We start from the raw sequence: 26,916 nt of genomic DNA, 5'->3' as shown, positions 1-26,916 counted from the left end.
AGACCCTTCGCGGCGATGATCGCAGCCCCCGGAGGCGTCGGTTGGTGATCGGTCACGTCACAGCTCCTTGAGTACGCCGCCGATGGTGCGGCGGAAGACGAGTGCGCCCGCGACGAGGAACGCCGCGGTAATGATTGTCGATGAGATGACCAGGTGCCAGTCGAGCTGATCAGGGAAGAAGCCGGCGCGGAAGAGCGCGAAGATTCCCGACAGCGGGTTCAGCCAGGCGAGCGGACGGGCGAAATCAGGGAGATCAGCCGCGCCATAGATGATCGGGGAGGCGTAGAACAGGACCCGCAGCATGAGCTTCGTGGCGCGCTCAAGATCACGGAAGAAGACGACGAGCGGGGCGATGAGCAGGCCGAACCCGAGAATGAGCGCTGCCAGCAGGATCACCCCGAGCGGGAAGAGCGCGAGTGCCGGGCCGACCTGGGCTCCGGAGAAGATCGCGAAGACCACAAGCACGGGGAGGCTGAGTAGGAACTCGATGCCCTTCGACGCGACGATGCGGCCGACCCAAATCCAGCGCGGCAATGCAATGGAGCGTACGAGCTTCACGTCGCGAAGGAACGCGCGGGTGCAGTCCGAGATCGCGCCATTGCACCATACCCACGGCAACAGTGCGGTGAGGAGGAACACGATGTACGGCTCTTCGCCTACGGAACGGCTGAATACCTGGGTGAAGATGAACCAGTAGATGAGGGACATCAGCAGAGGATCGAGGATCGACCAGAGGTATCCGAGCAGCGACGTCGAGTAGCGCACCTTGAGGTCGCGCACGGTGAGGAGCCGCAGCGAGGCCCACGATCGTGCGCGCCCGGTTCTGCGTTCTGAGGGAGAGGTCACACACCCTATTCTGCCGTCTTCCGCACCGCGCGGATGTCGGAAATGGTTTGGTAGGGTTAGGTGCGTGCCGCCCGAAAACCCGTCTGCCCAGACCTCGCCCGACTCTCAAGCGTCGGGAGGCGACGAGGCGACGGCGGCCGAGGAGGCCTCGCGCGAGTCGTCTCGCTCCGACTCGGCTCCTACTGAGACGTCTCGGATTGCTGCGCCTCGCACCCCCGCACCTCGCACCGTCGAGCGCGGTGACAGCGCATCGCGTGTGCGCCCGAGTCGCGTGAAGCGGCATCCGAGAACAGCTGCCGGAGGCGGTTCGGCGGACTCGACGAAGAGCGCCGGTTCCGCGTCGGCTCAGCAGCCCGCGCCTCGGCCTGCCGCCGAACGTGCAACCACGGATGGTGCCGGAGCATCGAGCTCGTCGGGCACGGAAGCCGAGCGTGCAGAGCCGACCCGCACGGGGCGCATCCAGGTGCCGATCCCGTCGGTCGTGCGAGCTCGAGAGCGTGGACGTATTGCCGCGCAGAACCCGGTGGTGCTGCGCACGGAAGCGCTGACGAAGACGTATGGCTCTGTCGTCGCCGCCAACGAGGTCTCGATCGAAGTGCACGCCGGATCCTTCACCGGAGTCGTCGGCCCCAACGGAGCGGGCAAGACGACGACGCTGTCGATGATCAGCGGTTTGCTTCGGCCCAGTTCCGGACGAGTGACGGTGCGCGACGTCGATGTGTGGTCAGACGGCCCCGCAGCGAAGCGGCTCATCGGTACCCTGCCCGACCGACTCCGGCTGTTCGACCGGCTCACGGGTGCTCAGCTGCTCTACTACTCGGGCGTGCTCCAGGGCGTTTCCGAGGCGCTCGTCGCCCAGCGTGTCGCTGAGCTCGCCGAGGCCTTCACGCTCGAGTCGGCGTTGGGGCGACTCGTCTCCGACTACTCCGCTGGCATGCAGAAGAAGATCGCGCTCGCATGTTCGATGATCCATGCACCTGAGGTACTCGTACTCGATGAGCCGTTCGAGGCGATCGACCCGGTCTCCGCGTCGAATGTCACCGAGATCCTCGAGAAGTTTGTCGCCGGCGGCGGCAGCGTGGTGATGTCTAGCCACAGCCTTGACCTGATTCAGCGGGTCTGCGATCACGTGTCGGTGATTGTCGAAGGAAGCGTTATCGCACAGGGAACCGTCGATGAGGTGCGCGACGGACTGAGCCTGGAAGAACGGTTCAAACATCTCACCGATGCCGGAGAAGCTGGAAAGGGGCTCGAGTGGTTGCACGGCTCACCCGGATCCGTCTGACACTGCTGATCGCAGAGTTCCGTGGGTCGTTCGGCGGGGCGCTGCGCACCTCTCTCGGACTGTTGGCACTGTTCGCGCTTGCCGTGGCAGCCGCCGTGCTCCCCGCTCGCCTCATCGACTCAGACATGCTCCGCGCGACGCTGGATGTCGCGGTCGGTACCCTGCTGCTCGGCGGCGTGTTCTTCGTGCCGTTCTTCACCAATCGGCGGCATCTCGAGCCGCGTCAGTTCGCGCAGTATCCCTACGGATCTGGAACGGTGGGGGTCGCACTGCTGCTGACGACCGTTGTGAGTTGGCCGTTCCTGCTGCTGCTCGTATGGTTGATCGCGCTCGGTATCACCCGGCCGGAGTGGGCGGAGCCGGCATGGCTCGCGCCTGTCGTGCTCGTCGGGGTTGCGGTGCTCGCGATGCTGAGCGCCCGAGTCATGTCTGCGCTGTCGAAGCTCCTGATCGGGCCTGATCGTGCCGGCGTGCTGCGTGCGGTCGGTGCAGTACTGCTCGTCGCAGTCTTGCCGATCGTCGTCTTCGCGGTTGCGACGACGCTCGGAGCCGGAACGGAAGCACTTTCAGTCGAGACGGTCGAAGTGTTTGCCTGGACGCCATTCGGTGCGCCGTTCGCTGGTCTCTACTATGTCTCCGCAGGCGATTCCGCCAGCGCGCTGCAGCACTTCGGAGTTGCTGCCGGATTCCTGCTGCTGCTGCTCGTGCTGTGGCCGGTGATCGTGGCTGCGAGCAATAACCGCATCGACCGGCCGGGCAACCCGGCCATGGCGCGACGGGGGCTCGGCTGGTTCGAACGCTTCAGCGCCCGACCTGCACCGGTGATCGGGGCGCGCGCGCTGACTTACTGGGCGAGGGACCCGCGCTACCGGATCGGTCTCGCAGCGATTCCGTTCGCTCCGGCGGTCATGCTGCTCGCATTCTGGATCGCGGGTGCCGAACTTCGCCCGCTCGCGATGATTCCGCTGCCGGTGATCCTGCTGTTGTTCGCCTGGTCCCTCCACAACGACGTCGCCATGGATTCCACGGCGATCTGGTCGCATGTGGCGAGCGGCATTCGCGGTCGCGAGGATCGGGCGGGCCGACTCGCGCCGGTGCTGCTCATCGGTGTGCCGCTTGTGCTGATCGGATCGAGCCTCACCGCCACGGTGCTCGGCGACTGGCGAGATCTCCCTGCCATCGTCGGAATGAATTTCGCCGTCCTGTTCGTGACGTGCGGGGTCTCGAGCGTGTTCTCCGCCCTGATGCCCTACCCGTCGACCCGTCCGGGTGATAGCCCGTTCGTGCAGCCCCAGTGGTCGGGGTCAGGGTCTGGCGTCGCGCAGGTACTCTCGATGGCGCTGAGTATCGTGCTTGCGGTGCCGGCGGCCTGGTTCGCGGTGCTCGCCGTGGAGAACGTCGATTTCATGGAGCACATGTGGGCTCTCGGCTTCGGTATCGGGTATGGCCTGCTCGTGATGTTGCTCGGAGTGCTCATCGGCGGCCGTATCTTCGAACGCAGCGCTCCGGAGCTCATCGCCGTCACGCAAGTGTTCGACTGATCACTCCGCGGGTGCTCGGCTGATGTGCAGGCGAAGCGGATCCTCGGCAGCGGGAGTAGAATCTTCGCATGGGTATCTTCACGCGTGACAAGTCCGACCCTGCTGGTCCGGGCGCGGCAGGGGGCACTGATGTGCTTGATCGTGAGCTCGAGAAGCTGCTCGAGGATTCGCAGATCGAAGACGGTGACCATGAGCGGTTCTCGCACTATGTACCGAAGGACAAGATCCTGGAGTCCGCGATGACTGGGAAGCCGGTCCGAGCCCTGTGCGGAAAGAAGTGGACGCCCTCGCGTGATCCGGAGAAGTTTCCGGTGTGCCCCGACTGCAAGAAAGTCTACGAGCGGATGAAGAAGTAGCCGGATCCGATCTGCGCGCCTGGAGGTATCGGGACCGGCTACCGGTATTCGGTGGGGATCGCGGGGTCACCCCGTGTCAGGCTCATCGCAACGGGCGGCAGCTCGGCGACGCGCTGTGCGTGACGTGCGCGAGCGGCTGCGATGCCCTCCGTGCCGGTGTGCCCCGGTTGCAGCTCTCCGCTGCGCATGAGCGGCACGAGTACCTCTCGAGCGGACGACTCGAGATCGGTGCCCTCGGGTTCGCCACCCGGGCCGTCGCCGAGCAGTATGTATTCGCTGCGGGCGGTGCCCGCAGCGTCGTACCGGCGGCGCACACTCTTGCGGCCACCCACGGAGGCCTTGTCAGCAGATTTCTTTGCGACTGAAACCCAATCGCCGTGATCATCGACGTGCGCCACGAGCTTGTAGACCATGCCCATCGTCGGAGTACCCGATCCGACCACCACGGAGGTGCCGACGCCGAAACTATCGACCGGTGAGGAGGAGAGCGCGGCGACGGTGTGCTCGTCGAGGTCGTTCGTCACGGTGATACGAGTATTCGTTGCACCGAGGTCGTCGAGCAGACGGCGCACCTGCGCGACGACGACGGGCAGGTCGCCGGAGTCGATGCGTACCGCGCCGAGCCCGGTGCCTGCGACTTCGATCGCGGTGCGGACGCCTTGTTCGATGTCATACGTATCGACGAGGAGGGTGGTGTCCGTGCCGAGTGCTGCGACCTGTGCTTCGAATGCTTCCCGTTCGCTGTCATGAAGCAGGGTGAAGCTGTGCGCCGCGGTGCCCATGGTCGGAATGCCGTAGCTGCGGCCCGCCTCGAGGTTCGAAGTGGCGCTGAACCCGGCGATATAGGCTGCACGGGCGGCGGCGACAGCACTGTACTCGCCGGTGCGCCGCGACCCCATCTCCGCGAGCGGCTTGCCCTGCGCGGCGTAGCTCATACGAGAAGCCGCCGTGGCCACTGCGGAGTCGGCGTTGAGCACGCTCAGCGCGAGCGTCTCGAGCAGCACGCCCTCGGCAAAGGAGGCTTCGACCGTGAGTAGTGGAGATCCTGGGAAGAAGACCTCACCCTCGGGGTACCCCCAGATATTGCCGCCGAAGCGGAAGTCTGCCAACCAGTCCAGTGTTTCGGTGCGCAGGAAGTTCTGCGAGCGCAGCCAGTCCAGCTCGGCATCACCGAAGCGGAAACGGCCGATTGCCTCGAGCAATCGTCCCGTGCCCGCGACGACCCCGTACCGGCGGGCGCCCGAAAGACGTCGGGCGAAGAGCTCGAACGCGCTGTCGCGGTGCGCGGTGCCGGCCGCGAGTGCCGCGTCGACCATCGTCAGTTCGTAGTGGTCTGTGAGGAGCGCGGTCGAGCCGGTGGAGCCGGAGGCGATCGAATGGAGCGCGGTCGAGTTCTGCACGACGCCAGCATAGCGCCGAGACTGCCGCCTGAACCGGAATTCCCCGCAGTCGCGTACCGTCGCCGGGGGCTTCCGCTACCTCACTGGAAGTCGCGGGAGGAGACTCCGTTCGGCGACGGCAACGGTTCGAACCGGTCGGCGATGACATTGGCAACTCCCTCGGCGGTGCGCTCGAGTCGGCCACGGATGATGAGAGCCGGTGAGGATCGGGCCACGAGTCGATACCGTTGCCAGATATTCGCCCAGGTGACGATGTTCACACTGCCGCTCTCATCTTCGAGAGTGAGGAAGGTGACTCCACCGGCCGTACCCGGCCGTTGTCTGTGCGTGACAAGACCCGCAACTTCGATGAGGGAACCGACGGGGGCCTCCAGGATACGATCCGAGCGGACGATACCACGGGCATCGAGCATGCCACGCAGCAGCGCCACCGGATGCATGCCGGAGACGATCCCCGTGGACCAGAGATCGAGCGCGGTTTGCTCTGCCGGAGTGAGTACGGGGAGGAGCGGCGGCTGCACCTCTACTGCGATGCCGGGGAGGAAGCGTTCGCGGTTCTCTGCAGCGGGACCGGCCGACCAGAGTGCTTCGCGCCTGTCGAGGTCGAGGCTCGCGAGGGCACCGGCGGAAGCGAGGGCTTCGATCCGAGCACGATCGAGGTCAGCGCGACGGGCAAGATCTGCGAGGTCAGAGAACGGGGCGACCTCGCGGGCAGTGACGATGCGCTGCGCAGTACCCTCTTCAATGCCGCGTATCTCCGCAAGCCCGAGCCTGACCGCGTAGGCGCCGTCGCGACGATGCCGAGCACCGTCATCGGGTGCATCGGGATCGAACTCGGGGACCTGCGGTTGCTTGCTGTCCGCGCATTCCGGCAGACCGGTGGGGCTGGGAGACCGGTCCGTGCTCGTCGCCTCTTGCGTCGCCTCTTGCATCGCCTCGAGGCCGGCCTGCACACCCGAGAACTGCACGTCGGGGCCTCGCACTTCGACGCCGTGCCGCTTGGCGTCTTCGACGAGTGTGCGCGGCGCGTAGAAGCCCATTGGCTGCGCACGGAGGAGACCCGCGAGAAAGGCCGCGGGGTAGTGCAGCTTGAACCAGGAACTCGCGTAGACGAGCAGCGCGAAGCTGATCGAGTGGCTTTCGGCGAAGCCGAAATCGGCGAACGCTTCGATTTGGGCGTAGACGCCTTTCGCGACGTCATCTGCAATGCCGTTCTCCTGCATGCCGGCGAACATCTTCTTGCGGAGGCTGTCGATCTTCTCCTTGCCGCGTTTCGAACCCATGGAGCGGCGCAGCAGGTCCGCATCCGCAGGAGTGCAGTCGGCGACGGCGGTGGCCATCTGCATGAGCTGCTCTTGGAAAAGCGGGACACCGAGCGTGCGTTTGAGTACCGGGATCAGGAGGGGGTGCGGGTAATCAACATCCTCCTGTCCGCTCCTCCGCCGAAGATACGGGTGGACAGCGCCGCCCTGCATCGGGCCGGGCCGGATCAAAGCGATCTCGATGACGAGGTCGTAGAAGCTTCTGGGGCGCAGGCGTGGCAGCGTGTTCAATTGGGCACGGCTCTCAAGCTGGAATACGCCGATCGCATCGGCGCGGCACAGCATGTCGTAGACCGCGGCCTCCTCCTTCGGAATCGTTGCGAGCGTCCATGATTCGCCGGTCGCCTCGCTGATCAGATCCATCATGGTGCTCAGCGCGTGCAGCATGCCGAGTCCCAGGAGGTCGAACTTCACGAGCCCCATCGCGGCGCAGTCGTCTTTGTCCCACTGCAGCACGGTGCGGTTCTCCATGCGTGCGTGCTCGATGGGGCATACTTCGCCGACTGGCTGCCGGGTGAGCACCATGCCGCCCGAATGGATGCCGAGATGTCGTGGTGCTTTCAGGAGCTGCTTGGCGAGATCGAGCACGGGCTCCGGAACGCCCGATGCGCGTTCGGCTGATCCTGCGGCACCAATGCTGCTCCAACTCTCTACCGTCCGAGTCCAGGCGCGCTGCTGCCCGGGGCCATAGCCGAGTGCCTTCGCGGCATCGCGTAGGGCAGCTTTCGGTCGGTAGCTGATGACGTTCGATACCTGGGCTGCACCGCGGCGACCGTAGCGCTCATACACGTACTGGATGACTTCCTCGCGCCGATTCGAGTCGAAGTCGACATCGATATCTGGTTCCTCATCGCGCAGGCTCGAGAGGAAGCGCTCGAAAGGCAGGTCGTAGAAGACCGAATCGACGTCGGTGATGCCGAGCGCGTAGCACACGGCCGAATTCGCTGCGGATCCTCGGCCTTGGCAAAGGATGCCCCGTTGCCTCGCGTACTGCACGATGTCGTGCACGATCAGGAAGTAGCCGGGGAAATCCTTCTGCTCGATCACGAGCAGTTCGCGTTCGAGGCGCTCGCGTACGTGTTCGTGCTCGTGAGGCTCATACCGTTCCTGCATGCCTGTGAAGACGAGGCGACGCAACCAGCTCATCTGCGTGTGCGGCTCAGGCAGTGGGATGCACGGCAGATCAGGGCGGGCTGACCGCAGCGGGAATGCGAGCTCACGGGCGAGTGGGACGGTACGCGCGATGGCATCGCGATGCCGGGCGAAACGTCGGAGCATTGCGCGGCCGGAACGGAGATACGCGGTTCCGGTTGCGGGGAGGAAGGGGTCGAGTTCGTCGAGGCTGCGTCTGGCACGTACCGCGGCGACAGCCTCTGCGAGCGATGCGTGGCCTCGATGCGCGTAGTGCACGGCGCCGGTGACGAGTGCCGGCAGTCGTGCGCTGCGCGCGAGTTCGGCGAGGCGGTCGCACCGGGCGTCGTCTCCCGGATGGCCATGGTCGGTCAGCTCCACGAAGACGCGGTCGCGCCCGAAGAGCGCAGTGAGACGGTCGAGCTCGCGAGCGGCCGCGGCCTCACCCTCAGCACGGGTGCTCGCGTGGTCGAGGGCGCGACGCACGTGTCCTTTGCGGCAGCCGGTGAGGATCACCCATTCGCCGCTGGACTGCTCGGCGAGTTGCTCAAGGTCGTAGATTGGGCGGCCCTTCGCCCCGCCTGAGAGCTGCGCTTCTGTGATGGCACCTGCGAGACGTCGATAGCCCTCGGCACCGCGCGCAAGTACGAGCAGGTGGGAGCCCGCCGGGTCGGCAACACCGAGTTGCGGGGCATCAAGGCCGAGCGAGAGCTCCGCTCCGTAGACGGTGAGGAGACCTGGGGGAACGGGCTCCCCGTTCTGCTCCGCCTGCTCCCGGTCGGTGCGCGTTTGCATCTCGGCGGCTTCGGCGAAGCGGGCGGCTCCGTAGAAACCGTCGTGGTCGGTGATCGCGAGCCCGGAGAGGCGGAGCCGGGTTGCTTCGGCGACGAGGGCTTCGGGAGACGACGCTCCGTCGAGAAAGCTGTAGTGGGAATGCACGTGCAGCTCGGCGTAGGGCACATGTTCGGTGGGATCTATCGGGGGAGGGGGAGGATCCTGCCGATCTGTGTGCTCTGCTGCGTCTGTGCGCTCTGTTATGTTTGTGCGCTCTGCGGCGCCGGTGTGCTCGGTGAGACCTGTGTCTTCGTGTCCGGCGCGGCCTGAGAGGGTGCGCTCGAACTCGCTCCAAGACAGATGCGATCTGCTCCACTTCATCAGTCGTACCGCCCCTCCGCGAACCAGGAACCGCGCTGGTGCACCAGGAGCCACGCCTCCCCATCGTGCAGCACTATCTGCAAGCGAAAACGGTGGGGGCGCCGAGTCCACCAGCGTTCTCGAAGAGGCCAAGGCGCAGACCACATTGATACCGGGCCACCGTCTTGCACGTCTCGCAGATGCAGCATCGCAGGAGCCGTCGAGAGCAACTCGTCATCATCAATGCCGACGGTGTTTCCGGTGGCGTCACGCAATTCGACCGGCCGGGGTGGGTCAAAGACCGTGGACGGCAGGGGAGGCGGAAGGGCCCCCGGCCAAGATCCGGAGGGCATGGACGGCCCAGACCGACCCGGTGCTCCCGCGCGGCTTCCCGGTGCTCCTGCGCCGCTCCCCGGTGCTCCCGCGCGGCTTCCCCAGGGGACGGTGCGGGTGCGCTCCGCGAGCATGCGTCCGCCAGTCAGTTCAATGCTCACGACCCCTTCCGGGCCAAGCAGGCTCTGCACGCGGCCGAGATGGTGATGTACTCGAGCGTCGGCCTCGTCGTTCCAGAGACCGGGTTCATGATCGGCTGCGCGTGCAGTGCGGATCGGGGCGAGCGAGACTCGGACGATGCCGGAACCGGTGCGTTCCGGTGCGGAAGGCAGTGCGGCAGTCTGCCAGCGGATGCGGTTGAGCACATCTGAGCCGGTGAAGTGGCGGGGGTGCGTCCACTGCCGCTCATGCCGAACTCCAATGTCATCCACGAGCTCGATGCGGATGTCGGTACACACACGTCCCTGCTGCAGCACACGCTGGGAAAAACGATCAGCGAATGAGCTGCACGCAAAGGCGAGCGTATCTGCTCCGTCGATTGGAGGGTCGAACTCGATCTGATCTGAGAGTTCCACGGGCGGCGTGCGCGGTGAAACCTCGGGGTCAGAAGACGGGCCGGGGTCTGCGCCGCTCGCAAGGCGATGGGCCGCGACTCCGGGGGGTCCGAAGCGCTCCGCGATCGCTGGCGCAGGTAGTGCGGCAAGTGCCCCGAGGGTGTGGATGCCAAGGCTGCGGAGTACCTCGGAGAGACGTTCGTCGCAGGCGCGTTCCACCGGGAGCCCGTGGAGGAACGCAGCGGTGGACTCCTCGGGAACGATGTGCACGTTCGGGAAAGGCGTATCGATGTGCGGCATGGACGACGGGGACCTGGCCGAATGCTCCGCGGCGAAGCGGCCGCAGGCGATCCCCACACGAGCCTCGGGAATATCGATGTTGTCCAGAGTGCGAAGCACTTCTTCCGCTGCTGCGGCCTCGCTCCCGAAGTAGCGTGCTGGCCCTCGAGCCCGCATGAGGCACAGGCCCGGACGCACCGGTTCAACGCCTGGGATGATCTGCTCGATCGCCGTGAGCACTCCTTGGAAGTGACGCTCGTCAGTGGCGGGGGCGTGGGGGTGCAGCTCGAGATCTGGGCAACGGACCTGCGCCTCGCGCTCGCGCAGGCCGACGCGCACTCCGGCTGCTCGAGCCGCCGCAGAGCAGACGGTGACCCGGTTCTTGCTGAGCAGGGCTACAGGGCGGTCGGGCGGAGGCGGAGTGAGTTTCTGCTCGACGAGTTCCATGATGCGCGCCCGGATAGGCCAGTCGGGGACCCAGAGCGCGATGACTCGCGGCGGCGGACTGCCTGAGCGCGAAGTATTCGGTAGATGATTCTGACTCATGCGGTCGCACCCTCGGCGAATGCATGATTAGCGGAATTGGATCGCCCGGCGTGCTCGGGATGGTTCGGATGCAGCGGCAGCGGGGCGGGGAAACGGCCGGGTGCGGTGAGATGCGGCACGATTGCACCGTCGGCGAAGCGCAGCGTACGGCGGACGAGCCCTTTCCTGCTCCTGGCCTGTACGGTGAGATCACGGATGCGCAAGATCCCGTGGCCGGTGTCGAGACCCGACCATGACGACTCCGTGACCTGTAACGCGGCATCGGTACGGGGCCAATCGCCGAGCACGACGAGTGCCGCCCCGTGGTCGCGCAGTCGCGCCGATATGCGTTCGACTTCGCCTGCAGAGGGCTTGGAAGATGGCTGTACGAGGAGGAGCGTGAAGACCTCGCTCAGCGAATGGACGATGCTCAGGTCGTGCGCACCGGGCTGAGGGATCATCACGCAGCGGTCGAGCGCCACGCCCAGTGAAGCGGCGGCTTCTGCGCCGAAGTGAGGGACACCGATGACTCCGCACCAGGAACCATGGCATGACGCCTCTGCGAGCAGCGCCATCGCGAGCATCGTCGAGCCGTGCACTGCGTAGCTCGCGCCGGGACGGAGCGCGCGGTCGGGGAGCAGAGGGGCGATCTCGGGGGCCGTCGGAAGCACGTGCTCGCCCAGCCGCACCGGCTGCATCTCGGTGATGCGCTGCTGCAGCTCTCGGACGGTCGGGGCGGAGGACATGCACACATATTCGAATATATGTTCGAATATGTCAATCGACGCTCCGAGGAGTTCGGCAGGTGTTTTGGAGGTGCCCGCGAGAAGCGTGCGGAACGCGTAGGATGGGGATGATGAACGAGGATGACCTGGACGATTACGAACGCGAAGCCGAGCTTTCGCTGTTCCGCGAATACCGTGACGTCGCCAGCCAGTTCCGGTATGTCGTGGAGACCGAGCGACGTTTCTATCTGGCGAACGAGGTTGAGCTGAAGCGTCAGGACGCCGGTGCCGATTACTACTTCGAGCTTTCGATGCATGACGTATGGGTGTGGGACGTATACCGTGCCGACCGTTTCGTCAAAGCAGTGCGGGTGCTCACCTTCAAAGATGTGAACGTCGAGGAACTGACGACCCGGGAGTTGAAGCTTCCCGAGGAGCTTGCGCTCGACGAGTGAGTTTGTGCTCCACGCGTGAGCTTGCGTGCTCGTCGAGCGTGCGTGTTCCTGCTTTGTGGTTGCTGCCTGTGGCTTTACCTTCTCACCCTGCCTGCTGATCCTGCCTCACAGAGCGTATCTGTGCACGGCGATTGCGGATGTTCTCCACAGAACGCCGCCTCGCAGCTCTTGGGGCGGCTGAGCCTGGCAGAGTCAGGCCATGCCGATCTTGCCCGCCACACTCTGGCTCCGCACGACTCTGATCTGCGTGATCAGCGCACTCAGTGTGGTCCCGATATTCAGTGCGCTCCCGGAGTCCAACATGTTCCCGGGGTTCAGCGTGGGTTCCGTGGCGACTGTGCAGCAGAGGAGCGGCACTACGGCGAGTTCTGCAGTATCGAGGATGGCCGTAGCTCCCGATCGCGACCTGTGGACCGTTCCAGTTGGCGGTTCCGTGAGGGTCAGCTCACCGTTCCGCGCCCCACCGCACCGTTTCGGTTCGGGGCACCGCGGGGTTGATCTCCCTGCGCAGCCGGGGTTCGAAGTGGTGGCACCGACAGGTGGCACGGTGTCGTTCGTGGGGCGGGTTGTTGATCGCGGGGTGGTGTCGATCCGGATCGATGAACGAACAGTGGTATCGCTCGAACCTGTTGAGCAGCTCAGTGCAAGCGGTATATCGAAAGGGAATGCAGTCGAACAGGGACAGTTACTCGGACGAGTGGGAACTGGTGGACACTGCGATGATGCCTGCGTCCACCTCGGTGTCCGAGTCAACGGAGACTATGTGAATCCGCTGCGCTTCTTTCTTGAACGACCGAAACTGCTGCCGTGGGCCGAGCAATGATGGCCGATCAATGAGCAGCGACCGATGCATCGAGGACGGTGGACAATGAGTCAGAGCGCAGCGAATGGGGAGTCATACGCAGAGGGATGAGGCGGCGAGGGCTGACCGGCAGGCGCGCATCTGCGGAGTCAGGCCCGTGGGTGCGCCTGCAGATAGGCCTGTGCGAGGCGCTCGGTGGAGACATGCGTGTAGACCTGAGTACTTGCCAGACTGGAGTGGCCGAGTACCTCTTGTACGACGCGTAGATCGGCGCCCCCGTTCAGGAGATGGGTCGCTGCGGTATGCCTGAGCGTGTGCGGGCCATGGGGGCCGCTTCCCGGCTCCTGCGAGAGTTCCCGGGCGACGAGTCGGTAGACGGTGTGAGAGGCGAGAGGCCGGCCCTCATTATTCAGGAAGAGTGACGGAGCAGCGTGTGCGGCTTCGGTCTGCCTTGCATCCGAGTCCGCGCGCATGGCCAGGGCGGAGCGGGCTTCTTCGACGTAGGCGGTGAGCGCCGTAGCCGCGGGGGCGCCGAAGGGAACGACGCGTTCTTTGTTTCCCTTCCCGATCACACGGACGAGGCGTTCGCGCAAGTCGAGGCCGGCGATGGTGAGGGAGCACAGTTCAGAAACTCGCAGTGCCGTGGCATAGAGCAGTTCGAGGATTGCGCGGTCTCGAACCTGACTCGGGTCGCCGTCCGCGGCCCGGCCAGCAGCGCGCTCGAGGATGCGGGCGATCTGTTCCTCGGCGAGTACTCGCGGCAACTGTTGCGGTCGTTTGGGGGCGCGGAGGCGGGATGCCGGGTTGCCCGGGACGAGGCCAGCGGTCTCGAGCCATCCGCCGAACGACTTCAGCGTGGCGACATTGCGGGCGATGGTGCTCGGGGCGAGACCGGCCTCTTGCCGTTCCCAGAGCCAGTCGCGCATGAGGTCGAGATCGAGGCCGCTGATCTCGATGGTTCCTCGCTGTTCAGCGTGCTCGGCGAACGACCGCAGGTCCCGTCGGTAGGAGCGCAGCGTATGGGGCGAGTACCCGTACTCGATTTCCACCGCGGAGAGGAACCCCGCTATCGCATCCGCCATTCGCATACCTTCATTGTCGTCGTTCGAGGGCCCAACGGGTCTCGGAATCGAGCGGCGTTTCGCTGCGGGAAACGAAACCGAGCAGTTCGAGCTCGGCCATCGTGCTGCGAGCCTCATCGACGGTGAGACCCGCGAGCCCGGCTGCCTCCGGCAGCGTGCGGGTTCCGCGAAGCGGCAGCGCATCGAGTAGGCGCCGATGCGCTGCGGGCTGGCGTGATTCCGCCGAAGCGGTCCGGTCTGACCCGGCAGCGATCTCCGGATCAGCAGAGAGACCGAGCAACTCCAGCGCGTCAGACGCTGAGGCGACCAGAGCTGCACCGTACTCACGGATCAGTAAGTGGCAGCCGCTGGAAGTCGACGACGTGACCGGGCCTGGAACCGCTCCGAGGGCGCGGCCAGTTTCGGCTGCGTGTCCTGCTGTGTTGAGAGAGCCGGATCGGACCCCTGCTTCGGTCACGAGCGTTCCTGCGGCGAGCGCCGCTATCAGTCGGTTGCGCTGCAGAAATCTCCATCGGGTCGGCGCGGACCCCGGGGCGAGTTCGGAGCAGACCGCTCCGCTCGTGGCGATGCGCTCGATCAGCTCCCGGTGCGCTTCCGGGTAGGGACGGTCGAGCCCGCCAGCGAGTACTGCGATGGTCGGGGCGGAGCATGCCAGTGCGGTGCGGTGCGCAACGGCATCGATGCCGTACGCGGCACCCGAGACGATCGGCGCTCCGGCGGCGCACACGCCTTCGACGATCTCGGCGGTGACTTCGGTTCCGTACCTGCTCGCGGCGCGCGCGCCGACCACGGCAAGGGCGCAGGAGGAGAGTAATCGAGGATCTCCGCGCAGCCACAGTGCGAGCGGTGCGTGCGCGCCGAGGTCATCCAGTGATGCCGGCCAGAAACTGCTTTCCGGGTCCAGGATGCGTAAGCCGCAACGGATTCCGAGTTCGATATCTGCGATGGTCTTGGAGCGGTCGAGCCGGGGTCTCCAACGTGTGAGCGCGGCGGTGATACTGCGTTGGGGAAGATCGAGATCGGGGTGTGCCTCTGTCGCGAGTGCGAGGATCTTCCGTGGTGTTGCTCCTGTAGCGACCAGGCGGAGCAGCTCTTCGGCTCCGAGCGCTGCGGTGAGGGTTCCGGCGATGCGGTCGCCCGGCTCGAGCAGGCGTGACCAGACGATGCGTGCGAGGAGGCCGTTCGCACGATCTTGCGTGAGGGGTGTCACGGCATCGTCTTCGTGGGGCACGAGCGCTGCGATCTTCGTGAGCAGCTCTGCGTCTGCGCGTACCGGTGATGCGTCTTTGGTCATGGCTGATTCCCTCCGCGCAGTGCGAGCGCGCGGGCAATCTCATTGCGACCGGGGCGTTCGGAGCCGGTGAGGTCGGAGATCGTCCAGGCGATTCTGAGCGTGCGATCGTAGCCGCGTGCGGTGAGCGCTCCGCGAGCCACTGCGCGATCGATGACGGTGGTGTCGTCTGCGGGAAGCCGCATCTTCTCGCTGCGCAACCAGGTGCCGCTGACTTCGGCGTTGGTGCTCCAGGGAGTGTTGTGCAGCCGCTCCGTGGCTCGGGCTCGGGCAGCGGTCACGCGATCCCGCAGCTCTGCGCTGGTGAGCCGTGGTTCGTCGTCGATTCGGTGCAGCACACTCGAGACACGGCGCAGTATGAGCCGCAGGTCGATGCGATCGCTGAGCGGCCCCGAGATGCGCTGCTGGTAGCGCATCCTGGTGTAGGGCGTGCAGACGCACGGAGTCGCCCGATCCGGAGACCCGGCGTTGCCGCACGGGCACGGATTCGCAGCGAGAATGAGCTGCACCCGTGCCGGTAGCGCGGTGCGCACGCGTGCACGGTGGATCTCGACAGTGCCCGACTCGAGCGACTCTCGAAGCCCGTCGAGCGTCGTGCGTGAGAACTCCGGGGCCTCGTCGAGGAAGAGCACGCCGTAGCAGGCTCGTGTGATCGCGCCCGGACGCACACCCCGGCTATCTCCGCCCCCGATGAGCGAGACGGCCGACGCGGTGTGGTGCGGGTTCTCGAAGGGCGGTCGGGTGATGAGCCCGGTCAGCGGAGAACCGCCGAGCGATGCGATGCTGCTCGCGGTCAGTGACTCCTCGGGCGTGAGGTCGGGCAGGATCGTCGGTAGGCGTGTGGCGAGCATCGTCTTGCCTGCCCCGGGAGGGCCGATCATCGAAAGGTGGTGCCTGCCTGCGGCCGCGATGGTGAGCGCTTCGACGGCCTCCGGTTGGCCCACCACGTCGGAGATGTCGGGCGCGGTGCGCTCGCGGCCGGGCTCCGCCGAGGGGGAGTGGTTGCGCTGCTTGGTGCTGTGGTGCTCGGTGCCGGTGCGCTCAGTGCTGTGGGGCCCAGTGCTGTGGGGCCCAGTGCTGTGGGGCCCAGTGCCGTGCTGTTCTGCGTTGCGATGCTCTGACTCATCGGCGACGCGCCAGCCCTGATGTTCGCCGCGGTGCCAGGCGACGGCTCCTCTCAGGTGCGGAACCGCGATGATCCGTATACCGGGTACGAGGGCTGCCTCTTGCGCGCAGACTTCGGGGACCATGACGGTGTCAAACTCCAGTTGCTGGGCGGCGAGGACGGCGCTCAAAAGACCGGCCGGGCGTCTCAGCCCACCGTCGAGCCCGAGTTCTCCGATGTGCGCCGTGCGCGAGAGCCGTTCTGCGGGAAGATGCTTGGAGGCGGCGAGTGCGGCGAGTGCGATGGCGAGGTCGAAACCGGAACCGTGCTTCGGGAGCGAAGCCGGAGAAAGGTTGATGGTGAGGAAGCGGGTCGTGAGCGGGAGCTGCGCCTGGGTCGTGGCGGTACGAACCCGCAGTTTCGCTTCGGCGAGCGCAGTATCGGGCAGGCCGATGATTGCCATTCCCGGCAGTTGCTGTGACACGGCGGCCTCGACGAGCACGGCCGTGCCCTCCAGCCCGGTGAGCGCGATTGCCGCAGCGCGGCTGACGGTGCCGTTCATCCGATGCCTCGGAGGTGATCGATGCGCGGGCGCTCCCCGGGCAGCATCGTGATGCCGATGGCGTCGATCCGCAGCGCCTGAGTATTCGGGACGGTTTCGCGGGCCCATTCGCCGAGGAGCCGTCGCAAGCGGCTGGCCTTGGTCGCGGTGATCGCCTCGAGCGGGGAACCGTATCCTGTTCCGCTACGCGTCTTTACTTCGACGGCCACGATGCACTCCGTATCGAGCGCCACGATGTCGAGTTCGCCTTCGCGTATGCGCCAGTTGCGGGCCAGGATCCGGTAGCCCTGCTCGGCGAGGTACGCGGCCGCGATCTCTTCTCCGTGGGCTCCGAGCCGGCGCCGCTCGCGGGACCGGGGTCGTTCGGGCTGTGAGCTGTTCATGCGGTACCTCCTGCGACCATCCTCCGTTCTCGGCGTAGTGGAATACACGGGAAAGCACGTGCTGTGGAGGGAATCGGCCGCGAAAGCGGGATGTGAGGCATGAGCGTGGCAAGCGGTGCTAAACTACTCGGAGCACCTCGTGCGAGGTGACTTCGCGTGCCCGAAACATGGATCGCGGCCACCGGTCTTCACTAGAAGCGGCGGCGACCACGGGCACCAGGATTAGGCCGCACCCGCGGCCGAATAATAACCGCAAGCGCGCGCCCATCGGGGTGCGCAGAACAGGAGAACGGCAATGGCCGTCGTCACCATTCGCCAGCTGCTCGACAGCGGCGTCCACTTCGGACACCAGACCCGCCGCTGGAACCCCAAGATGAAGCGCTTCATCTTCACTGAGCGCTCGGGCATCTACATCATCGATCTCCAGCAGTCGCTCGGATACATCGATGAGGCCTACGAGTTCGTGAAGAACACTGTCGCCCGCGGCGGCAACATCCTCTTCGTCGGAACCAAGAAGCAGGCCCAGGAGACCATCGCCGAGCAGGCCGATCGTGTCAACCAGCCCTATGTGAACCAGCGCTGGCTCGGTGGTCTGCTGACCAACTTTCAGACCGTCACCAAGCGTCTCGACCGCATGAAGGAGCTCGAGCAGCTCGACTTCGAGGGTGGCACCACCGGCTTCACCAAGAAGGAGCTGCTGCTCAAGAGGCGCGAGCTCGAGAAGCTGCAGAAGTCGCTCGGCGGCATCCGCAACATGACCAAGACGCCGTCGGCGCTTTGGGTGGTTGACACGAAGAAGGAGCACCTCGCCATCGATGAGGCGAAGAAGCTCGGCATTCCCGTGATCGCCATCCTCGATACCAACTGCGACCCCGACGAGGTCACCTACCCGATTCCGGGTAACGACGACGCGATCCGCTCCGTCTCGCTGCTTACCCGTGTGATCGCCGACGCCGCGGCCGAGGGGCTCATGGAGCGCCACCAGAAGCCTGCCGAGGGATCCGAGGCTGCTGCTGAGCCGCTCGCTGAGTGGGAGGTCGAGCTGCTGAACGCTGAGCAGAAGACCGAAGAGGCTTCCGCCGAGGCACCTGCTGAGGCCGAGGCCCAGGCGGAGAACACCGAAGCTGCTGAAGCTCAGGCCGAGACGACCGAGGCTCCCGCCGAGGCCGCTCCCGCCGCCGAGTAAAGATCGCCCGCACATCACCGTAGATCCTGTGCCACGCGCAGGATGAATGAATAAGGAGACACACATGGCTGCAGTCAGCATGGCTGCTGTGAAGGAGCTGCGCGAGCGTCTTGGCGCCGGCATGCTCGACAGCAAGAACGCTCTCATAGAGGCGGATGGCGACATCGAGAAGGCCATCGAGATCCTCCGACTCAAGGGTCTGAAGGGCGTCGCCAAGCGCGGCGACCGCGAGGCGAGCGAGGGTCTCGTCGCCGTGCGCCAGTCCGAGGGTGCTGCGACGATGATCGAGCTCGTCTGCGAGACTGACTTCGTCGCGAAGAACGAGAAGTTCATCGCGCTCGCCGACCGCGTACTCGACGCGATCGTCGCCGCGGGTGCCGCAGACACGGAGGCGGCGCTGGCCGCACCCGCCGAGGGGCGCACCATCGGCGAGGTCATCACCGACGAGGCCGCCATCATCGGTGAGCGTATTGTGCTGCGCAAGGTCTCACGGGTCGAGGCTCCGGCGACGGCGGTCTACCTCCACCAGACCTCGAAGGATCTGCCCCCGCAGATCGGCGTGGTCGTGGGCTACGAGGGCGCCGACGCCGATGCCGCACTGAGCATCGCCCGTCACATCTCGTTCGCAGACCCGCTCTACCTGAACCGCGAGGACGTGCCCGAGGCCGACGTGGAGAAGGAGCGCGCGCTCGTCACCGAGATCTCGAAGAACGAGGGCAAGCCCGAGGCCGCCCTGCCGAAGATCGTCGAGGGTCGCCTGACCGCGTTCTTCAAGCAGGTCGCGCTCAACGAGCAGGTCCACGCGCTCGACGCTGACAAGCGCGAGGTGAAGAAGGTCGCGGATGCCGCAGGCATCACCGTGACCGGGTTCGCCCGCAGCAAGGTCGGAGCCTAACCGCTTCAGCAAGGGCCCGGGTCGTGACAACGACCCGGGCCCTTGCGCTGCGCACGGATGCCGCGAGCCGCGTCAGTCGCTACCGCAACTCAACCTCTAAGCTGGAGAACAGCCCACCACCGAAGGAGTCAATACATGTCCGAGTCCACTGCCCGCAAGCGTCGCGTTCTGCTCAAGCTCTCGGGTGAGGCCTTCGGAGCCGGAACGCTGGGGGTGAACCCTGACGTGGTGAGCCAGATCGCGCGTGAGATCGCGGCGGCCGCGGATTCAGCGGAGGTTGCCGTAGTCGTCGGTGGCGGCAACTTCTTCCGGGGTGCTGAGCTCTCGCAGCGCGGAATGGATCGTGCCCGGGCCGACTACATGGGCATGCTCGGTACCGTCATGAATGCGCTCGCGCTGCAGGACTTCTTGGAGCAGGCCGGGGTCGATAGCCGAGTGCAGTCTGCGATCACCATGACACAGGTCGCCGAGACCTACATTCCCTTGCGTGCCATCCGGCACATGGAGAAGGGCCGCGTCGTGATCTTCGGCGCTGGCGCAGGGCTGCCCTACTTCTCCACGGACACTGTTGCTGCGCAGCGCGCGCTCGAGATCCATGCCGAGCAGGTGCTCGTCGCCAAGAACGGTGTCGATGGTGTGTACACCGCCGATCCGCACCAGCATCCCGACGCGACCCTCATCGAGCAGATCAGCTACGGCGATGCGCTTGTGCGAGGGCTCAAGGTCGTCGATTCGACCGCGTTCAGCCTCTGCATGGACAACGGCATGCCGATGCGTGTGTTCGGGATGGAGCCCGCGGGTAATGTGACAGCCGCGATCCGGGGCGAGCAGTTGGGCACCCTGGTTCACAGTTGAGGACCGCGCGCCGATATGCTGGAAGCGTTTCGCGCGGAGAATGGAGAACACCGTGATTGATGAGGTCTTCGCAGACGCCGAAGAGCGCATGACGAAAGCAGTCGAGGCTGCGAAGGAGAACTTCGCGACCGTGCGCACCGGGCGTGCGAACCCGTCCCTGTTGCAGGGGCTGCAGGTGAGTTACTACGGTACGCCGACGCCGCTGCCGCAGCTTGCCTCGGTGCAGAACCAGGATGCGCGCAGTCTGCTCATCACTCCGTACGACAAGGGTGCGATGAAGGACATTGAGCAGGCCATCCGCGATATGCCGAACCTCGGGGCGAACCCCTCGAACGACGGTAACGTCATTCGCGTTGCGCTTCCGGAGCTCACGGAGGATCGACGGAAGGAATTCGTCAAGATCGTCAAGGGCCGCGCAGAAGACGCACGCGTGGCGGTGCGCAACGTGCGACGGAGTGCGAAGGACGACCTGGACGCGCTCAAGAGCGAGGTCGGCGAAGACGATGTCGCCCGCGCAGAGAAGGAGCTCGAGGCGCTGACCAAGCAGTACGTCGAGCAGATCGATGATGCGATGAAGCGCAAAGAAGCCGAACTGCTGGAGGTCTGACCTCCATGTCCGGCGACCCGCGGGGCGACATTCGAGCGCATCTCGAGTCCAGGCGAGCCCAGTTCGAGGCGACGAACGCCAAGATCGAAGCACGCGCGGGTCGAAACCTGTTCTTCGCGGTCGTATCCGGGGTCGTCTTCGCAGCGGCGTTCCTGGCGAGCCTCTTCTTTCAGAAGCAGCTCTTCGTCGTGCTGGTTGCCGCACTGGTATCGATTGCGCTCGTTGAACTGGCGGGAGCATTCCGGGTAGCCGGGCGGCGCGTGCCGCGCGTCGGGGTCGTCATCGGTGGGCTCGTGATCGTCGCAGGGGCCTACTTCCGTGAAGCCGAAGGCATGCTGCTCGGGCTGTTCGCGGGCTCGCTTCTGCTGACCGCGTGGCGCCTCGTCGAGGCGCTCTTACCGCGTTGGGAGGCGCCGGCACGTACTGTGGTCCGGGATGTGTTCTCGGGCCTCTTCACGCTGGTCTACATCGCCTTTCTGGGCTCGTTCGCCATACTGCTGTTGCAGGCTGAGCGCGGCGAGTGGTGGGTCTTCTCGCTGGTTCTGGTCGTCGTCTCGGTCGATATCGGTGCCTACGCTGCCGGCGTGACCCTCGGCAGGCACAAGATGACGCCGCGGATCAGCCCGAACAAGACCTGGGAGGGCTTCGCGGGAGGCGCCGTGATCGCGGCGGCGGCGGGCGTCATCGTATCGGTGACGGCGCTGCAACAGCCCTGGTGGGTCGGGCTCGTACTGGGCGTGGTCGTCTTGCTGACTGCTACGGGTGGCGATCTCACCGAATCTCTGATCAAACGCAATCTCGGGGTGAAAGACATGAGTACCTGGATCCCTGGACACGGCGGCTTCCTTGACCGCCTCGATTCTCTTCTGCCGTCGGCCGTCGGGGTCTATGGCGTCGCGCTGAGCCTGGGGGTACTGGCATGAATACGAACACGACGGCGGAACCGAAGTCAGGGGAGCAGAGCGGGCACACCGCGTTCCCGCTTGCTCGAAAGAAGCAGCTCGGTTATGACCCGGAGCAGGTGGAGGACTTCCTTGATCGGGCACGGTCGACGTACGAGGGTGGCAGCCTTGTCGGCTCTCCGGTCAGCTCGGAGGAGGTGCGGCGTACTGCCTTCGGTGTGAAGAAGGGCGGGTACGCGGCCCGCTATGTGGATGCCGCGATGGATCGGCTCGAGGAAGTGTTCTACGAGCGCGAACGACGCACCAAGATGCGGGCGCTCGGAGAGGACGCGTGGTGGGCGGAAACTCGTCAGCTGCTCTCTGAGGTGCGAGGCAGGCTGCAGCGGCCCCGCGGCAAGCGATTCCGCGTGCGCGGTATCTTCGCGACCGGCTATCGCAAGACTCAGGTCGACGCATTCCTCGACCGGGTGTCTGCAATGCTCGAGAACAAGGAGCTCCCGCTGCAGCCGTCTGAAGTGCGCGACGTCGTCTTCCATTCGCAGCTGCGCGGCTACGACGAGGAGCAGGTCGATGCTCTGCTCGACAGCGTGGTCGAGCTCATCCTGGCAACCCGTTGAATGACCTGGCGTGGTTGCATTGATGCAGTCTGATCGCCGCACGGTGTTCTGGGAGACGACGCTGCGCTAGACTCGAGGGCATCGTGAATGCCGCCACCTCTCCTCGAAAGTCTCGCTCGCTCACCGCATGGGCACGGGTGCGAGGCATTGGTGCAGTGGTTACTGTGGTGGCCTTCTTCGGCACCGCAGTCGTGGCCCCATTTGCAATGGAAGTGCCTACCTCTGCGGAGGCTGTATTCTTCGCGACGCGAGATCAGCGGCTGCATCAGGAGTTCGTGCCCGAAGCGGCCGGCACGCAGCAGATTGATCTCGGCATCTCGCCGCTCGAAGAGCCCGAACCGGAACCCGAACCCGAACCGGAGCCGGACGAGAACGAAGGCGCGGAAGAAGCAGTCGAGACCGGTGCGCAGGAGGTACCGAAGTACACCGGCGGTGGCTCGCCGGCCGAATGGATGAAGGCGGCCGGCATCGCCGAAAGCGACTGGGGCTACGTCGATTACATCGTGAGCAAGGAATCCGGCTGGAATCCGAACGCGGTCAATTCCTCTTCCGGCGCCTCAGGGCTCGTGCAGGCGCTTCCCTGCAGCAAAGTTCCCGGAAGCTGCTTCGACCCTGTCGACAACCTGAAGTGGGCCAACGGTTATGCGACCGGCCGCTACGGCAGCTGGGCCAAGGCCTATGCGTTCTGGTCTTCCAACCACTGGTGGTAACCATGGGGTACGGCCGTGGGGCGTAGACGGGGACCGAGCAAGTATCAGCGGGCGGCGCAGGATCCTCCCCGTGATGTGACTCGTTTGGCGCACGGAGGAGCGCGCAAGGAATGGCGCTCAGGGCGAGAGTGGTTCGTCCGCGAGATTCCGGTGCACCGGGCTGAAAAAACCTATCGCTGCCCGGCCTGTTCGCTCGAGGTGCCGGTCGGCCAAGCGCATGTGGTCGCCTGGAGCGCCGAGCATCTCTTCGGAGACGAGGCCGCGGTACGTGACCGCAGGCACTATCACGCGCACTGCTGGGGCATGCTCTAACGGGGAGACCTGCTCAGAAAAGCGTGGGAGGCGCAGCGGGGGATTCGATTTCGATCGCTGGTGCAGGATCCCCGCCGAGTCCCGGCCCGTAGTCGGGCGCGATCCCCGCTTGAAACGCGGTCGCTGCGTTCCGAGCCCGGAGATCGGCGGCTTCGTTGAGCGGGTGACCTGCGTGACCCTTCACCCATTCGAAGCGCACCTGTCTCTCATGCAGCGCCTCATCGAGCTGCTGCAGCAGATCTGTGTTGAGTACGGGTTTGCCGTCGGCTTTGCGCCAGCCTCGGCGTTTCCATCCCGGCATCCACTGAGTCAGAGAGTTGATGACGTACTGACTGTCGCAGAGTACGACGAGCGGCTCCGACGCGCGCTCGGAAGTTGCGCGCAGCAGATCCAGGACGGCCATGAGCTCGCCCTGATTATTGGTGGCTCTCGGCCAGCCGCCAGCGCGCCACCGCTCATCGTCGATGTACCAGGCCCAGCCGGCAGGGCCAGGATTGCCGAGTGCCGAGCCGTCTGCTGCAGCAGTGATCGTCATGCGTGCTACGCCTCCGAGTGATCGGACTGCTGCGACTCCGAGGCAACGCTCGCTGCGTCGCGCGAATCGTCCGAGCTCACGGGATTCCCCGGCGTGCTCGACGCGTCCGGGATGTTCGGTGCGTCTGGGCTGTTCGGTGTGACAGTGACGTCGGTTGCGTTCTGCGCGACGATACCCATCTTCTGAGCGTTGGTGATGACTTCGCCCAGGCTCTCGAAATACCGGGCGACGGCACCCCGTTCCACCTTCAGCTGAGCCATCCGGTCTTCCGCTGCGGCAAGCACCTTCGTCGCACGATCTTCTGCGCTCGTGAAGGTGACGTGTGCCCGATGCTGGGCCTCCTGCACGATGGTGGTGGCCTCCTGCTCGGCATCGCTGCGAATACGGAGCGCCTGCTGCTTGGCATCGCTTGTCAGACGCAGATGCTCTTCCCGTGCCCGGTCGAGATCGGAACGCAGTCGCGCGAGTTCCGCCTGGGCGCTCTCGACCTGCTGTTGCAGGGTCTCGGTTGCTTCGAGATGGCGCTCTGCGAGCGTGCGCTCAAGCGTCTCGCGGCGCTCGGCGTGATCTTTGTCGAAGGTGCTCCGTTCCTCGGCGATGCGGTCGCGTTCCTCACGGACTTCGTCATGGGTGCGGTCGCGCAGCGCAGCGATCTCGGCCTCCTGCTGCGCGCGTTGCTCTGCGAGTTCAGCGACCGTATTGGTGCGGAGCAGATCGGTCTCCTCGATCACCTCGGCGCGTTTCGCGGCGATCTCGCGCTCGATCGCGGCTTCAGCGGCTTCGCGTGCACTGCGCAGGGACTCAGACTGCTGCTCGGCAGCCGCGGCGAGCAGACGCTCCTGTTCTTCCCGCTCTCGTGCGACATCGGCTGCGAGCTTGGTGCGCTCTCGGTCGATCTCGAGCTCGAGGCTCTCCCGCTGCAGGCCGATGTGCGTCAGCGAGTCTTCGCGATCGATGCGCAGTTTCTCGGCATGCGCTGCTTGCTCGTCGGCGAGGCGCTGCTCATGCTCCGAGAATTCCGCCTCCAAGCGCTGCTGCTGCATCGTGCGCTCGTCGGCGAGACCGGCCTCGTGAGCCGTTCGTTCATCCGCGATGGTGCGCTTGTGCTCGGACAGTTCAGCGGCGAGGCGCTGATCGTGCTCGGCTCGCTCCTGCGCAATGGTCGCGTCGTGGTGTTCGCGTTCGGCGGCCAGCTCCTGGGCAAGCGCGCTGCGTTCCTCATCGAGCCGTCTGGCCTGGGAGGTGCGCTCGGTGGCGATGCGCTGCTCGTGGGTCTCCCGCTCCTCGGCGAGACGTCGCTCGTGAGTCTGCAGTTCTTCCCGCAATCGGGCCTCGTGCTCTTCGAGCTGTGTGGTGAGCTGCAGTTCCTGCTGTTCGCGGGCGTTCGCGAGGTCGACTTCCTGCTGCTCCTTGATGGAGGCGAGCTCGGTTCGCTGTTCCTCGCGCTCGCGCTCGAGCTGCGCCTCTTGCGTCTCCCGCTCCTCGGTCAGTCGCGCGGCCTGGGCCTCGGACTCTCGGGTCAGGCGAGCAGTGTGCGCCTCACTCTCACGGGCAATGCGCTGCTCGTGGGTCTCGCTCTCACGCAGGATGCGCTGCTCATGGCTCTCGGATTCCGTGGCGATGCGCTCGTCGTGTCGGCTGCGTTCTTCGGCCAGAGCGGCATCGAATGCCTCGCGCTCCGTGGCGATGCGCTGTTCGTGCTCTTCGCGCTCGGTCTCGAGCGCGCGTTCGTGCGCCTCCCGCTCCTCGGCCAGTCTTGCGTCATGATGATCGCGTTCTCCGGCCAGCAACGATCGATGCTGCTCGAGCTCGGCGGACAGCTGCTGCTCCTGGGCCTCACGGTCTTCGGTCAGGCGGGCCGCAAGCTGTTCGGCAGCGCGCGTGCGTTCACGTTCTGCCTGCTCTCCCAATGAGGCGAGGCGCACCCGGTGGGTTTCGGCGGATCGCTGCTGCTCGGCGCGCTGTTCGCTCTGCTGCTGGGCGAGACGTTCTTCGTGCGCGCTCAGCTCAGCGGCGAGAGCTCGATCGTGCTGGGCACGCTCGTCGGCGATCGCAGTCTCGTGCTCTTCGCGTTCTTGCGCGATCCGCGCGCGCTGATTCTCGAGTTCGGTGGCGAGGGTGCGCTTCTGCGCTTCGACCTCGTCGGCGAGCGTGCGGCTGCGCTCCGTGAATCGTTCCTCGAGCTCGGCTTCCTCGCGCTGCTGCTTTGCTTCGAACTCGGCCCGCGCCTGTTCTGCTTCGTGTGCGAGACGGCTGCGTTCGAGCTCGGCCTCGCGTCGTGCTTCGGCCTGGTCCCGTTCAAGGTTCTCGGCGATGCGTTCGTTCTTGGCGCGCAGTTGCGCGGCCTCGCTGCGGGCCGATTCGAGCAGGCGGGTCGCCTCCGACTCGGCCTCCGTCAGTGCTGATGCGGCGGCACGCTCAGCTCGCTCCCGCACCGTCGAGCTCTCACGCTCGGCGGACGCCTTCGCTTGCTCGAGTGCGGTGCGAGCCTCTTCGAGGAGACGTTCGCGCTCGGTATTCGCGGCGGCGGACTGCTGTGCGACGTCGGTGCGCGCACCGGTGATCAGAACCTCGTACTGCTCATTCGCGGTGCTGATGATCTCGTCGGCGCGCTGCTGGGCCTGGGTGAGCAGCCGCTGCGTTTCCTCTTCGGTGGAGCGGCGCAGCTTCTCCGCGTCGAGATCGGCTTGGGCCATGAGCCGCTGCGCGTGATCCTCAGCTGCCTGGAGACTTTTCTCCACACGCAGGCCGAGCCCCGAATAGCCGCTCGCACCGAGCTCGGCGACCTGCTCCTGCAGATCAGCGATGAGCGAACGCTGCTCTTCGCCGGTCTGCGCCGCGTGCCGGTGCGCCTGTTGCAGCGATTCGAGATGGGACTGCAGCGTCTCGATGTGCTGGACGAGAGAGCCGACGCGATCGTCCACTTCGTCGCGGTTGTAGCCGCGAAATGCGGACGAGAATTGCGATGCTGCCTCAGACACAGGCCCTCCGGGTTGGTTGCTACATCGGCGCCTGCAGCCGATCACCGGTGCCAGCGGCCTTGCCCGACCATGATACTGGTTTCATGCTTCTCGGGCCTGTGCTTGACCTTCGAGACTTCGATGCGCACCATTCTTCAGGCTCCCTCCGGTACCGTTGAGTGCATATCGAATCGGATCCGGGCCGCCCGGCACGGTTCCGTCCTGC

The 26,916-nt window shown here is 65.6% G+C and carries 24 protein-coding genes; 13 read left to right on the top strand and 11 right to left on the bottom strand.

Annotation, left to right across the window (positions count from 1 at the left end):
* Positions 1-57: 57 nt before the first annotated feature.
* The gene (locus tag ACUYV6_RS10545) at positions 58-846 is read right to left on the bottom strand and encodes an ABC transporter permease (RefSeq protein WP_449278628.1); all 789 of its coding nucleotides are present in this window, start codon (positions 844-846) and stop codon (positions 58-60) included.
* Between the two features lie 64 nt (positions 847-910).
* Here ACUYV6_RS10545 and ACUYV6_RS10540 point away from each other — a divergent pair, with 64 nt between their 5' ends.
* The 3 genes from ACUYV6_RS10540 (at position 911) to ACUYV6_RS10530 (ending at position 4,028) form a co-directional block, all read left to right on the top strand.
* A complete protein-coding gene (locus tag ACUYV6_RS10540) occupies positions 911-2,131 on the top strand; it encodes an ATP-binding cassette domain-containing protein (RefSeq protein ID WP_449278627.1) in 1,221 nt (406 codons plus the stop codon).
* A complete protein-coding gene (locus tag ACUYV6_RS10535; protein WP_449278626.1) occupies positions 2,101-3,672 on the top strand; it encodes a hypothetical protein in 1,572 nt (523 codons plus the stop codon). The genes ACUYV6_RS10540 and ACUYV6_RS10535 overlap by 31 nt, the downstream gene beginning before the upstream one ends.
* Before the next feature lie 68 nt (positions 3,673-3,740).
* Positions 3,741-4,028, top strand: a complete 288-nt coding sequence (locus tag ACUYV6_RS10530; RefSeq protein WP_449278625.1) for a DUF3039 domain-containing protein — start codon at positions 3,741-3,743, stop codon at positions 4,026-4,028.
* A 38-nt stretch (positions 4,029-4,066) separates the two neighbouring features.
* Here ACUYV6_RS10530 and ACUYV6_RS10525 read toward each other — a convergent pair whose 3' ends face one another.
* The 4 genes from ACUYV6_RS10525 to ACUYV6_RS10510 all read right to left on the bottom strand — a co-directional run bounded on the left by ACUYV6_RS10525 (position 4,067) and on the right by ACUYV6_RS10510 (position 11,452).
* Positions 4,067-5,344, bottom strand: coding sequence for a nicotinate phosphoribosyltransferase (locus tag ACUYV6_RS10525; RefSeq protein WP_449278772.1), 1,278 nt, complete (start codon positions 5,342-5,344; stop codon positions 4,067-4,069).
* A gap of 164 nt (positions 5,345-5,508) precedes the next feature.
* Positions 5,509-9,036, bottom strand: coding sequence for an error-prone DNA polymerase (locus ACUYV6_RS10520; RefSeq protein ID WP_449278624.1), 3,528 nt, complete (start codon positions 9,034-9,036; stop codon positions 5,509-5,511).
* A complete protein-coding gene (locus ACUYV6_RS10515; RefSeq protein ID WP_449278623.1) occupies positions 9,036-10,727 on the bottom strand; it encodes a DNA polymerase Y family protein in 1,692 nt (563 codons plus the stop codon). Before ACUYV6_RS10515 ends, ACUYV6_RS10520 begins: the two co-directional genes overlap by 1 nt.
* Positions 10,724-11,452 (bottom strand): hypothetical protein, encoded by a 729-nt coding sequence (locus tag ACUYV6_RS10510; RefSeq protein ID WP_449278622.1) that lies wholly within the window; start codon positions 11,450-11,452, stop codon positions 10,724-10,726. The genes ACUYV6_RS10515 and ACUYV6_RS10510 overlap by 4 nt, the downstream gene beginning before the upstream one ends.
* 110 nt (positions 11,453-11,562) lie before the next feature.
* Here ACUYV6_RS10510 and ACUYV6_RS10505 point away from each other — a divergent pair, with 110 nt between their 5' ends.
* Together ACUYV6_RS10505 and ACUYV6_RS10500 are read left to right on the top strand one after the other, a co-directional pair.
* Complete coding sequence (locus ACUYV6_RS10505; protein ID WP_449278621.1) at positions 11,563-11,886, top strand: DUF2469 domain-containing protein; 324 nt, start codon at positions 11,563-11,565, stop codon at positions 11,884-11,886.
* A gap of 199 nt (positions 11,887-12,085) precedes the next feature.
* Complete coding sequence (locus tag ACUYV6_RS10500; protein ID WP_449278620.1) at positions 12,086-12,709, top strand: M23 family metallopeptidase; 624 nt, start codon at positions 12,086-12,088, stop codon at positions 12,707-12,709.
* 128 nt (positions 12,710-12,837) lie between these two features.
* Here the strand turns inward: ACUYV6_RS10500 and ACUYV6_RS10495 are convergent, their stop codons facing one another.
* The 4 genes from ACUYV6_RS10495 to ACUYV6_RS10480 are packed head-to-tail and all read right to left on the bottom strand — an operon-like array spanning position 12,838 to position 17,111.
* Complete coding sequence (locus tag ACUYV6_RS10495; protein WP_449278619.1) at positions 12,838-13,770, bottom strand: tyrosine recombinase; 933 nt, start codon at positions 13,768-13,770, stop codon at positions 12,838-12,840.
* A 10-nt stretch (positions 13,771-13,780) separates the two neighbouring features.
* Positions 13,781-15,064 (bottom strand): DNA-processing protein DprA, encoded by a 1,284-nt coding sequence (gene dprA / locus ACUYV6_RS10490; RefSeq protein WP_449278618.1) that lies wholly within the window; start codon positions 15,062-15,064, stop codon positions 13,781-13,783.
* The gene (locus ACUYV6_RS10485; protein WP_449278617.1) at positions 15,061-16,728 is read right to left on the bottom strand and encodes a YifB family Mg chelatase-like AAA ATPase; all 1,668 of its coding nucleotides are present in this window, start codon (positions 16,726-16,728) and stop codon (positions 15,061-15,063) included. The genes dprA and ACUYV6_RS10485 overlap by 4 nt, the downstream gene beginning before the upstream one ends.
* On the bottom strand, positions 16,725-17,111 hold the full coding sequence (locus tag ACUYV6_RS10480) for a YraN family protein (protein ID WP_449278616.1): 387 nt from the start codon (positions 17,109-17,111) through the stop codon (positions 16,725-16,727). The genes ACUYV6_RS10485 and ACUYV6_RS10480 overlap by 4 nt, the downstream gene beginning before the upstream one ends.
* A gap of 295 nt (positions 17,112-17,406) precedes the next feature.
* Here ACUYV6_RS10480 and rpsB point away from each other — a divergent pair, with 295 nt between their 5' ends.
* The 8 genes from rpsB (at position 17,407) to ACUYV6_RS10440 (ending at position 23,195) form a co-directional block, all read left to right on the top strand.
* A complete protein-coding gene (rpsB, locus tag ACUYV6_RS10475; RefSeq protein ID WP_449278615.1) occupies positions 17,407-18,297 on the top strand; it encodes a 30S ribosomal protein S2 in 891 nt (296 codons plus the stop codon).
* Positions 18,298-18,361: 64 nt separating this feature from the next.
* Complete coding sequence (gene tsf, locus ACUYV6_RS10470) at positions 18,362-19,192, top strand: translation elongation factor Ts (protein ID WP_449278614.1); 831 nt, start codon at positions 18,362-18,364, stop codon at positions 19,190-19,192.
* 135 nt (positions 19,193-19,327) lie between these two features.
* Positions 19,328-20,047, top strand: a complete 720-nt coding sequence (gene pyrH / locus ACUYV6_RS10465; protein WP_449278613.1) for a UMP kinase — start codon at positions 19,328-19,330, stop codon at positions 20,045-20,047.
* A gap of 52 nt (positions 20,048-20,099) precedes the next feature.
* Positions 20,100-20,654, top strand: coding sequence for a ribosome recycling factor (frr, locus tag ACUYV6_RS10460; RefSeq protein WP_449278612.1), 555 nt, complete (start codon positions 20,100-20,102; stop codon positions 20,652-20,654).
* A gap of 5 nt (positions 20,655-20,659) precedes the next feature.
* Complete coding sequence (locus ACUYV6_RS10455; RefSeq protein ID WP_449278611.1) at positions 20,660-21,577, top strand: phosphatidate cytidylyltransferase; 918 nt, start codon at positions 20,660-20,662, stop codon at positions 21,575-21,577.
* Positions 21,574-22,173, top strand: coding sequence for a DivIVA domain-containing protein (locus tag ACUYV6_RS10450; RefSeq protein ID WP_449278610.1), 600 nt, complete (start codon positions 21,574-21,576; stop codon positions 22,171-22,173). The genes ACUYV6_RS10455 and ACUYV6_RS10450 overlap by 4 nt, the downstream gene beginning before the upstream one ends.
* 83 nt (positions 22,174-22,256) lie before the next feature.
* On the top strand, positions 22,257-22,883 hold the full coding sequence (locus tag ACUYV6_RS10445; RefSeq protein ID WP_449278609.1) for an aggregation-promoting factor C-terminal-like domain-containing protein: 627 nt from the start codon (positions 22,257-22,259) through the stop codon (positions 22,881-22,883).
* Positions 22,884-22,958: 75 nt separating this feature from the next.
* A complete protein-coding gene (locus tag ACUYV6_RS10440) occupies positions 22,959-23,195 on the top strand; it encodes an ATP/GTP-binding protein (RefSeq protein WP_449278608.1) in 237 nt (78 codons plus the stop codon).
* A 13-nt stretch (positions 23,196-23,208) separates the two neighbouring features.
* On the opposite strand, the gene ACUYV6_RS10435 is transcribed toward ACUYV6_RS10440, so the two are convergent.
* Together ACUYV6_RS10435 and ACUYV6_RS10430 are read right to left on the bottom strand one after the other, a co-directional pair.
* Positions 23,209-23,730 (bottom strand): ribonuclease H family protein, encoded by a 522-nt coding sequence (locus ACUYV6_RS10435; protein WP_449278607.1) that lies wholly within the window; start codon positions 23,728-23,730, stop codon positions 23,209-23,211.
* A 5-nt stretch (positions 23,731-23,735) separates the two neighbouring features.
* The gene (locus tag ACUYV6_RS10430) at positions 23,736-26,711 is read right to left on the bottom strand and encodes a hypothetical protein (RefSeq protein ID WP_449278606.1); all 2,976 of its coding nucleotides are present in this window, start codon (positions 26,709-26,711) and stop codon (positions 23,736-23,738) included.
* Between the last annotated feature and the right edge of the window lie 205 nt (positions 26,712-26,916).

The organism is Leucobacter sp. GX24907 (assembly GCF_053567335.1).
Note: the sequence above shows the minus strand (reverse complement) of the source record. Positions and strands in the feature narration are given on the sequence as shown.

What these genes read in the sequence shown, in the direction of transcription:
- ACUYV6_RS10450 (WP_449278610.1), top strand. Translation starts at nt 21,574, where the DNA reads ATGAATACGAACACGACGGCGGAACCGAAGTCAGGGGAGCAGAGCGGG.
- ACUYV6_RS10520 (WP_449278624.1), bottom strand. Translation starts at nt 9,036, where the DNA reads ATGAAGTGGAGCAGATCGCATCTGTCTTGGAGCGAGTTCGAGCGCACC.
- ACUYV6_RS10495 (WP_449278619.1), bottom strand. Translation starts at nt 13,770, where the DNA reads ATGGCGGATGCGATAGCGGGGTTCCTCTCCGCGGTGGAAATCGAGTAC.
- rpsB (WP_449278615.1), top strand. Translation starts at nt 17,407, where the DNA reads ATGGCCGTCGTCACCATTCGCCAGCTGCTCGACAGCGGCGTCCACTTC.
- pyrH (WP_449278613.1), top strand. Translation starts at nt 19,328, where the DNA reads ATGTCCGAGTCCACTGCCCGCAAGCGTCGCGTTCTGCTCAAGCTCTCG.
- ACUYV6_RS10485 (WP_449278617.1), bottom strand. Translation starts at nt 16,728, where the DNA reads ATGAACGGCACCGTCAGCCGCGCTGCGGCAATCGCGCTCACCGGGCTG.
- ACUYV6_RS10510 (WP_449278622.1), bottom strand. Translation starts at nt 11,452, where the DNA reads ATGTCCTCCGCCCCGACCGTCCGAGAGCTGCAGCAGCGCATCACCGAG.
- tsf (WP_449278614.1), top strand. Translation starts at nt 18,362, where the DNA reads ATGGCTGCAGTCAGCATGGCTGCTGTGAAGGAGCTGCGCGAGCGTCTT.
- dprA (WP_449278618.1), bottom strand. Translation starts at nt 15,064, where the DNA reads ATGACCAAAGACGCATCACCGGTACGCGCAGACGCAGAGCTGCTCACG.
- ACUYV6_RS10515 (WP_449278623.1), bottom strand. Translation starts at nt 10,727, where the DNA reads ATGAGTCAGAATCATCTACCGAATACTTCGCGCTCAGGCAGTCCGCCG.
- ACUYV6_RS10500 (WP_449278620.1), top strand. Translation starts at nt 12,086, where the DNA reads ATGCCGATCTTGCCCGCCACACTCTGGCTCCGCACGACTCTGATCTGC.
- ACUYV6_RS10525 (WP_449278772.1), bottom strand. Translation starts at nt 5,344, where the DNA reads ATGGTCGACGCGGCACTCGCGGCCGGCACCGCGCACCGCGACAGCGCG.
- ACUYV6_RS10530 (WP_449278625.1), top strand. Translation starts at nt 3,741, where the DNA reads ATGGGTATCTTCACGCGTGACAAGTCCGACCCTGCTGGTCCGGGCGCG.
- ACUYV6_RS10505 (WP_449278621.1), top strand. Translation starts at nt 11,563, where the DNA reads ATGAACGAGGATGACCTGGACGATTACGAACGCGAAGCCGAGCTTTCG.
- ACUYV6_RS10480 (WP_449278616.1), bottom strand. Translation starts at nt 17,111, where the DNA reads ATGAACAGCTCACAGCCCGAACGACCCCGGTCCCGCGAGCGGCGCCGG.
- ACUYV6_RS10455 (WP_449278611.1), top strand. Translation starts at nt 20,660, where the DNA reads ATGTCCGGCGACCCGCGGGGCGACATTCGAGCGCATCTCGAGTCCAGG.
- ACUYV6_RS10435 (WP_449278607.1), bottom strand. Translation starts at nt 23,730, where the DNA reads ATGACGATCACTGCTGCAGCAGACGGCTCGGCACTCGGCAATCCTGGC.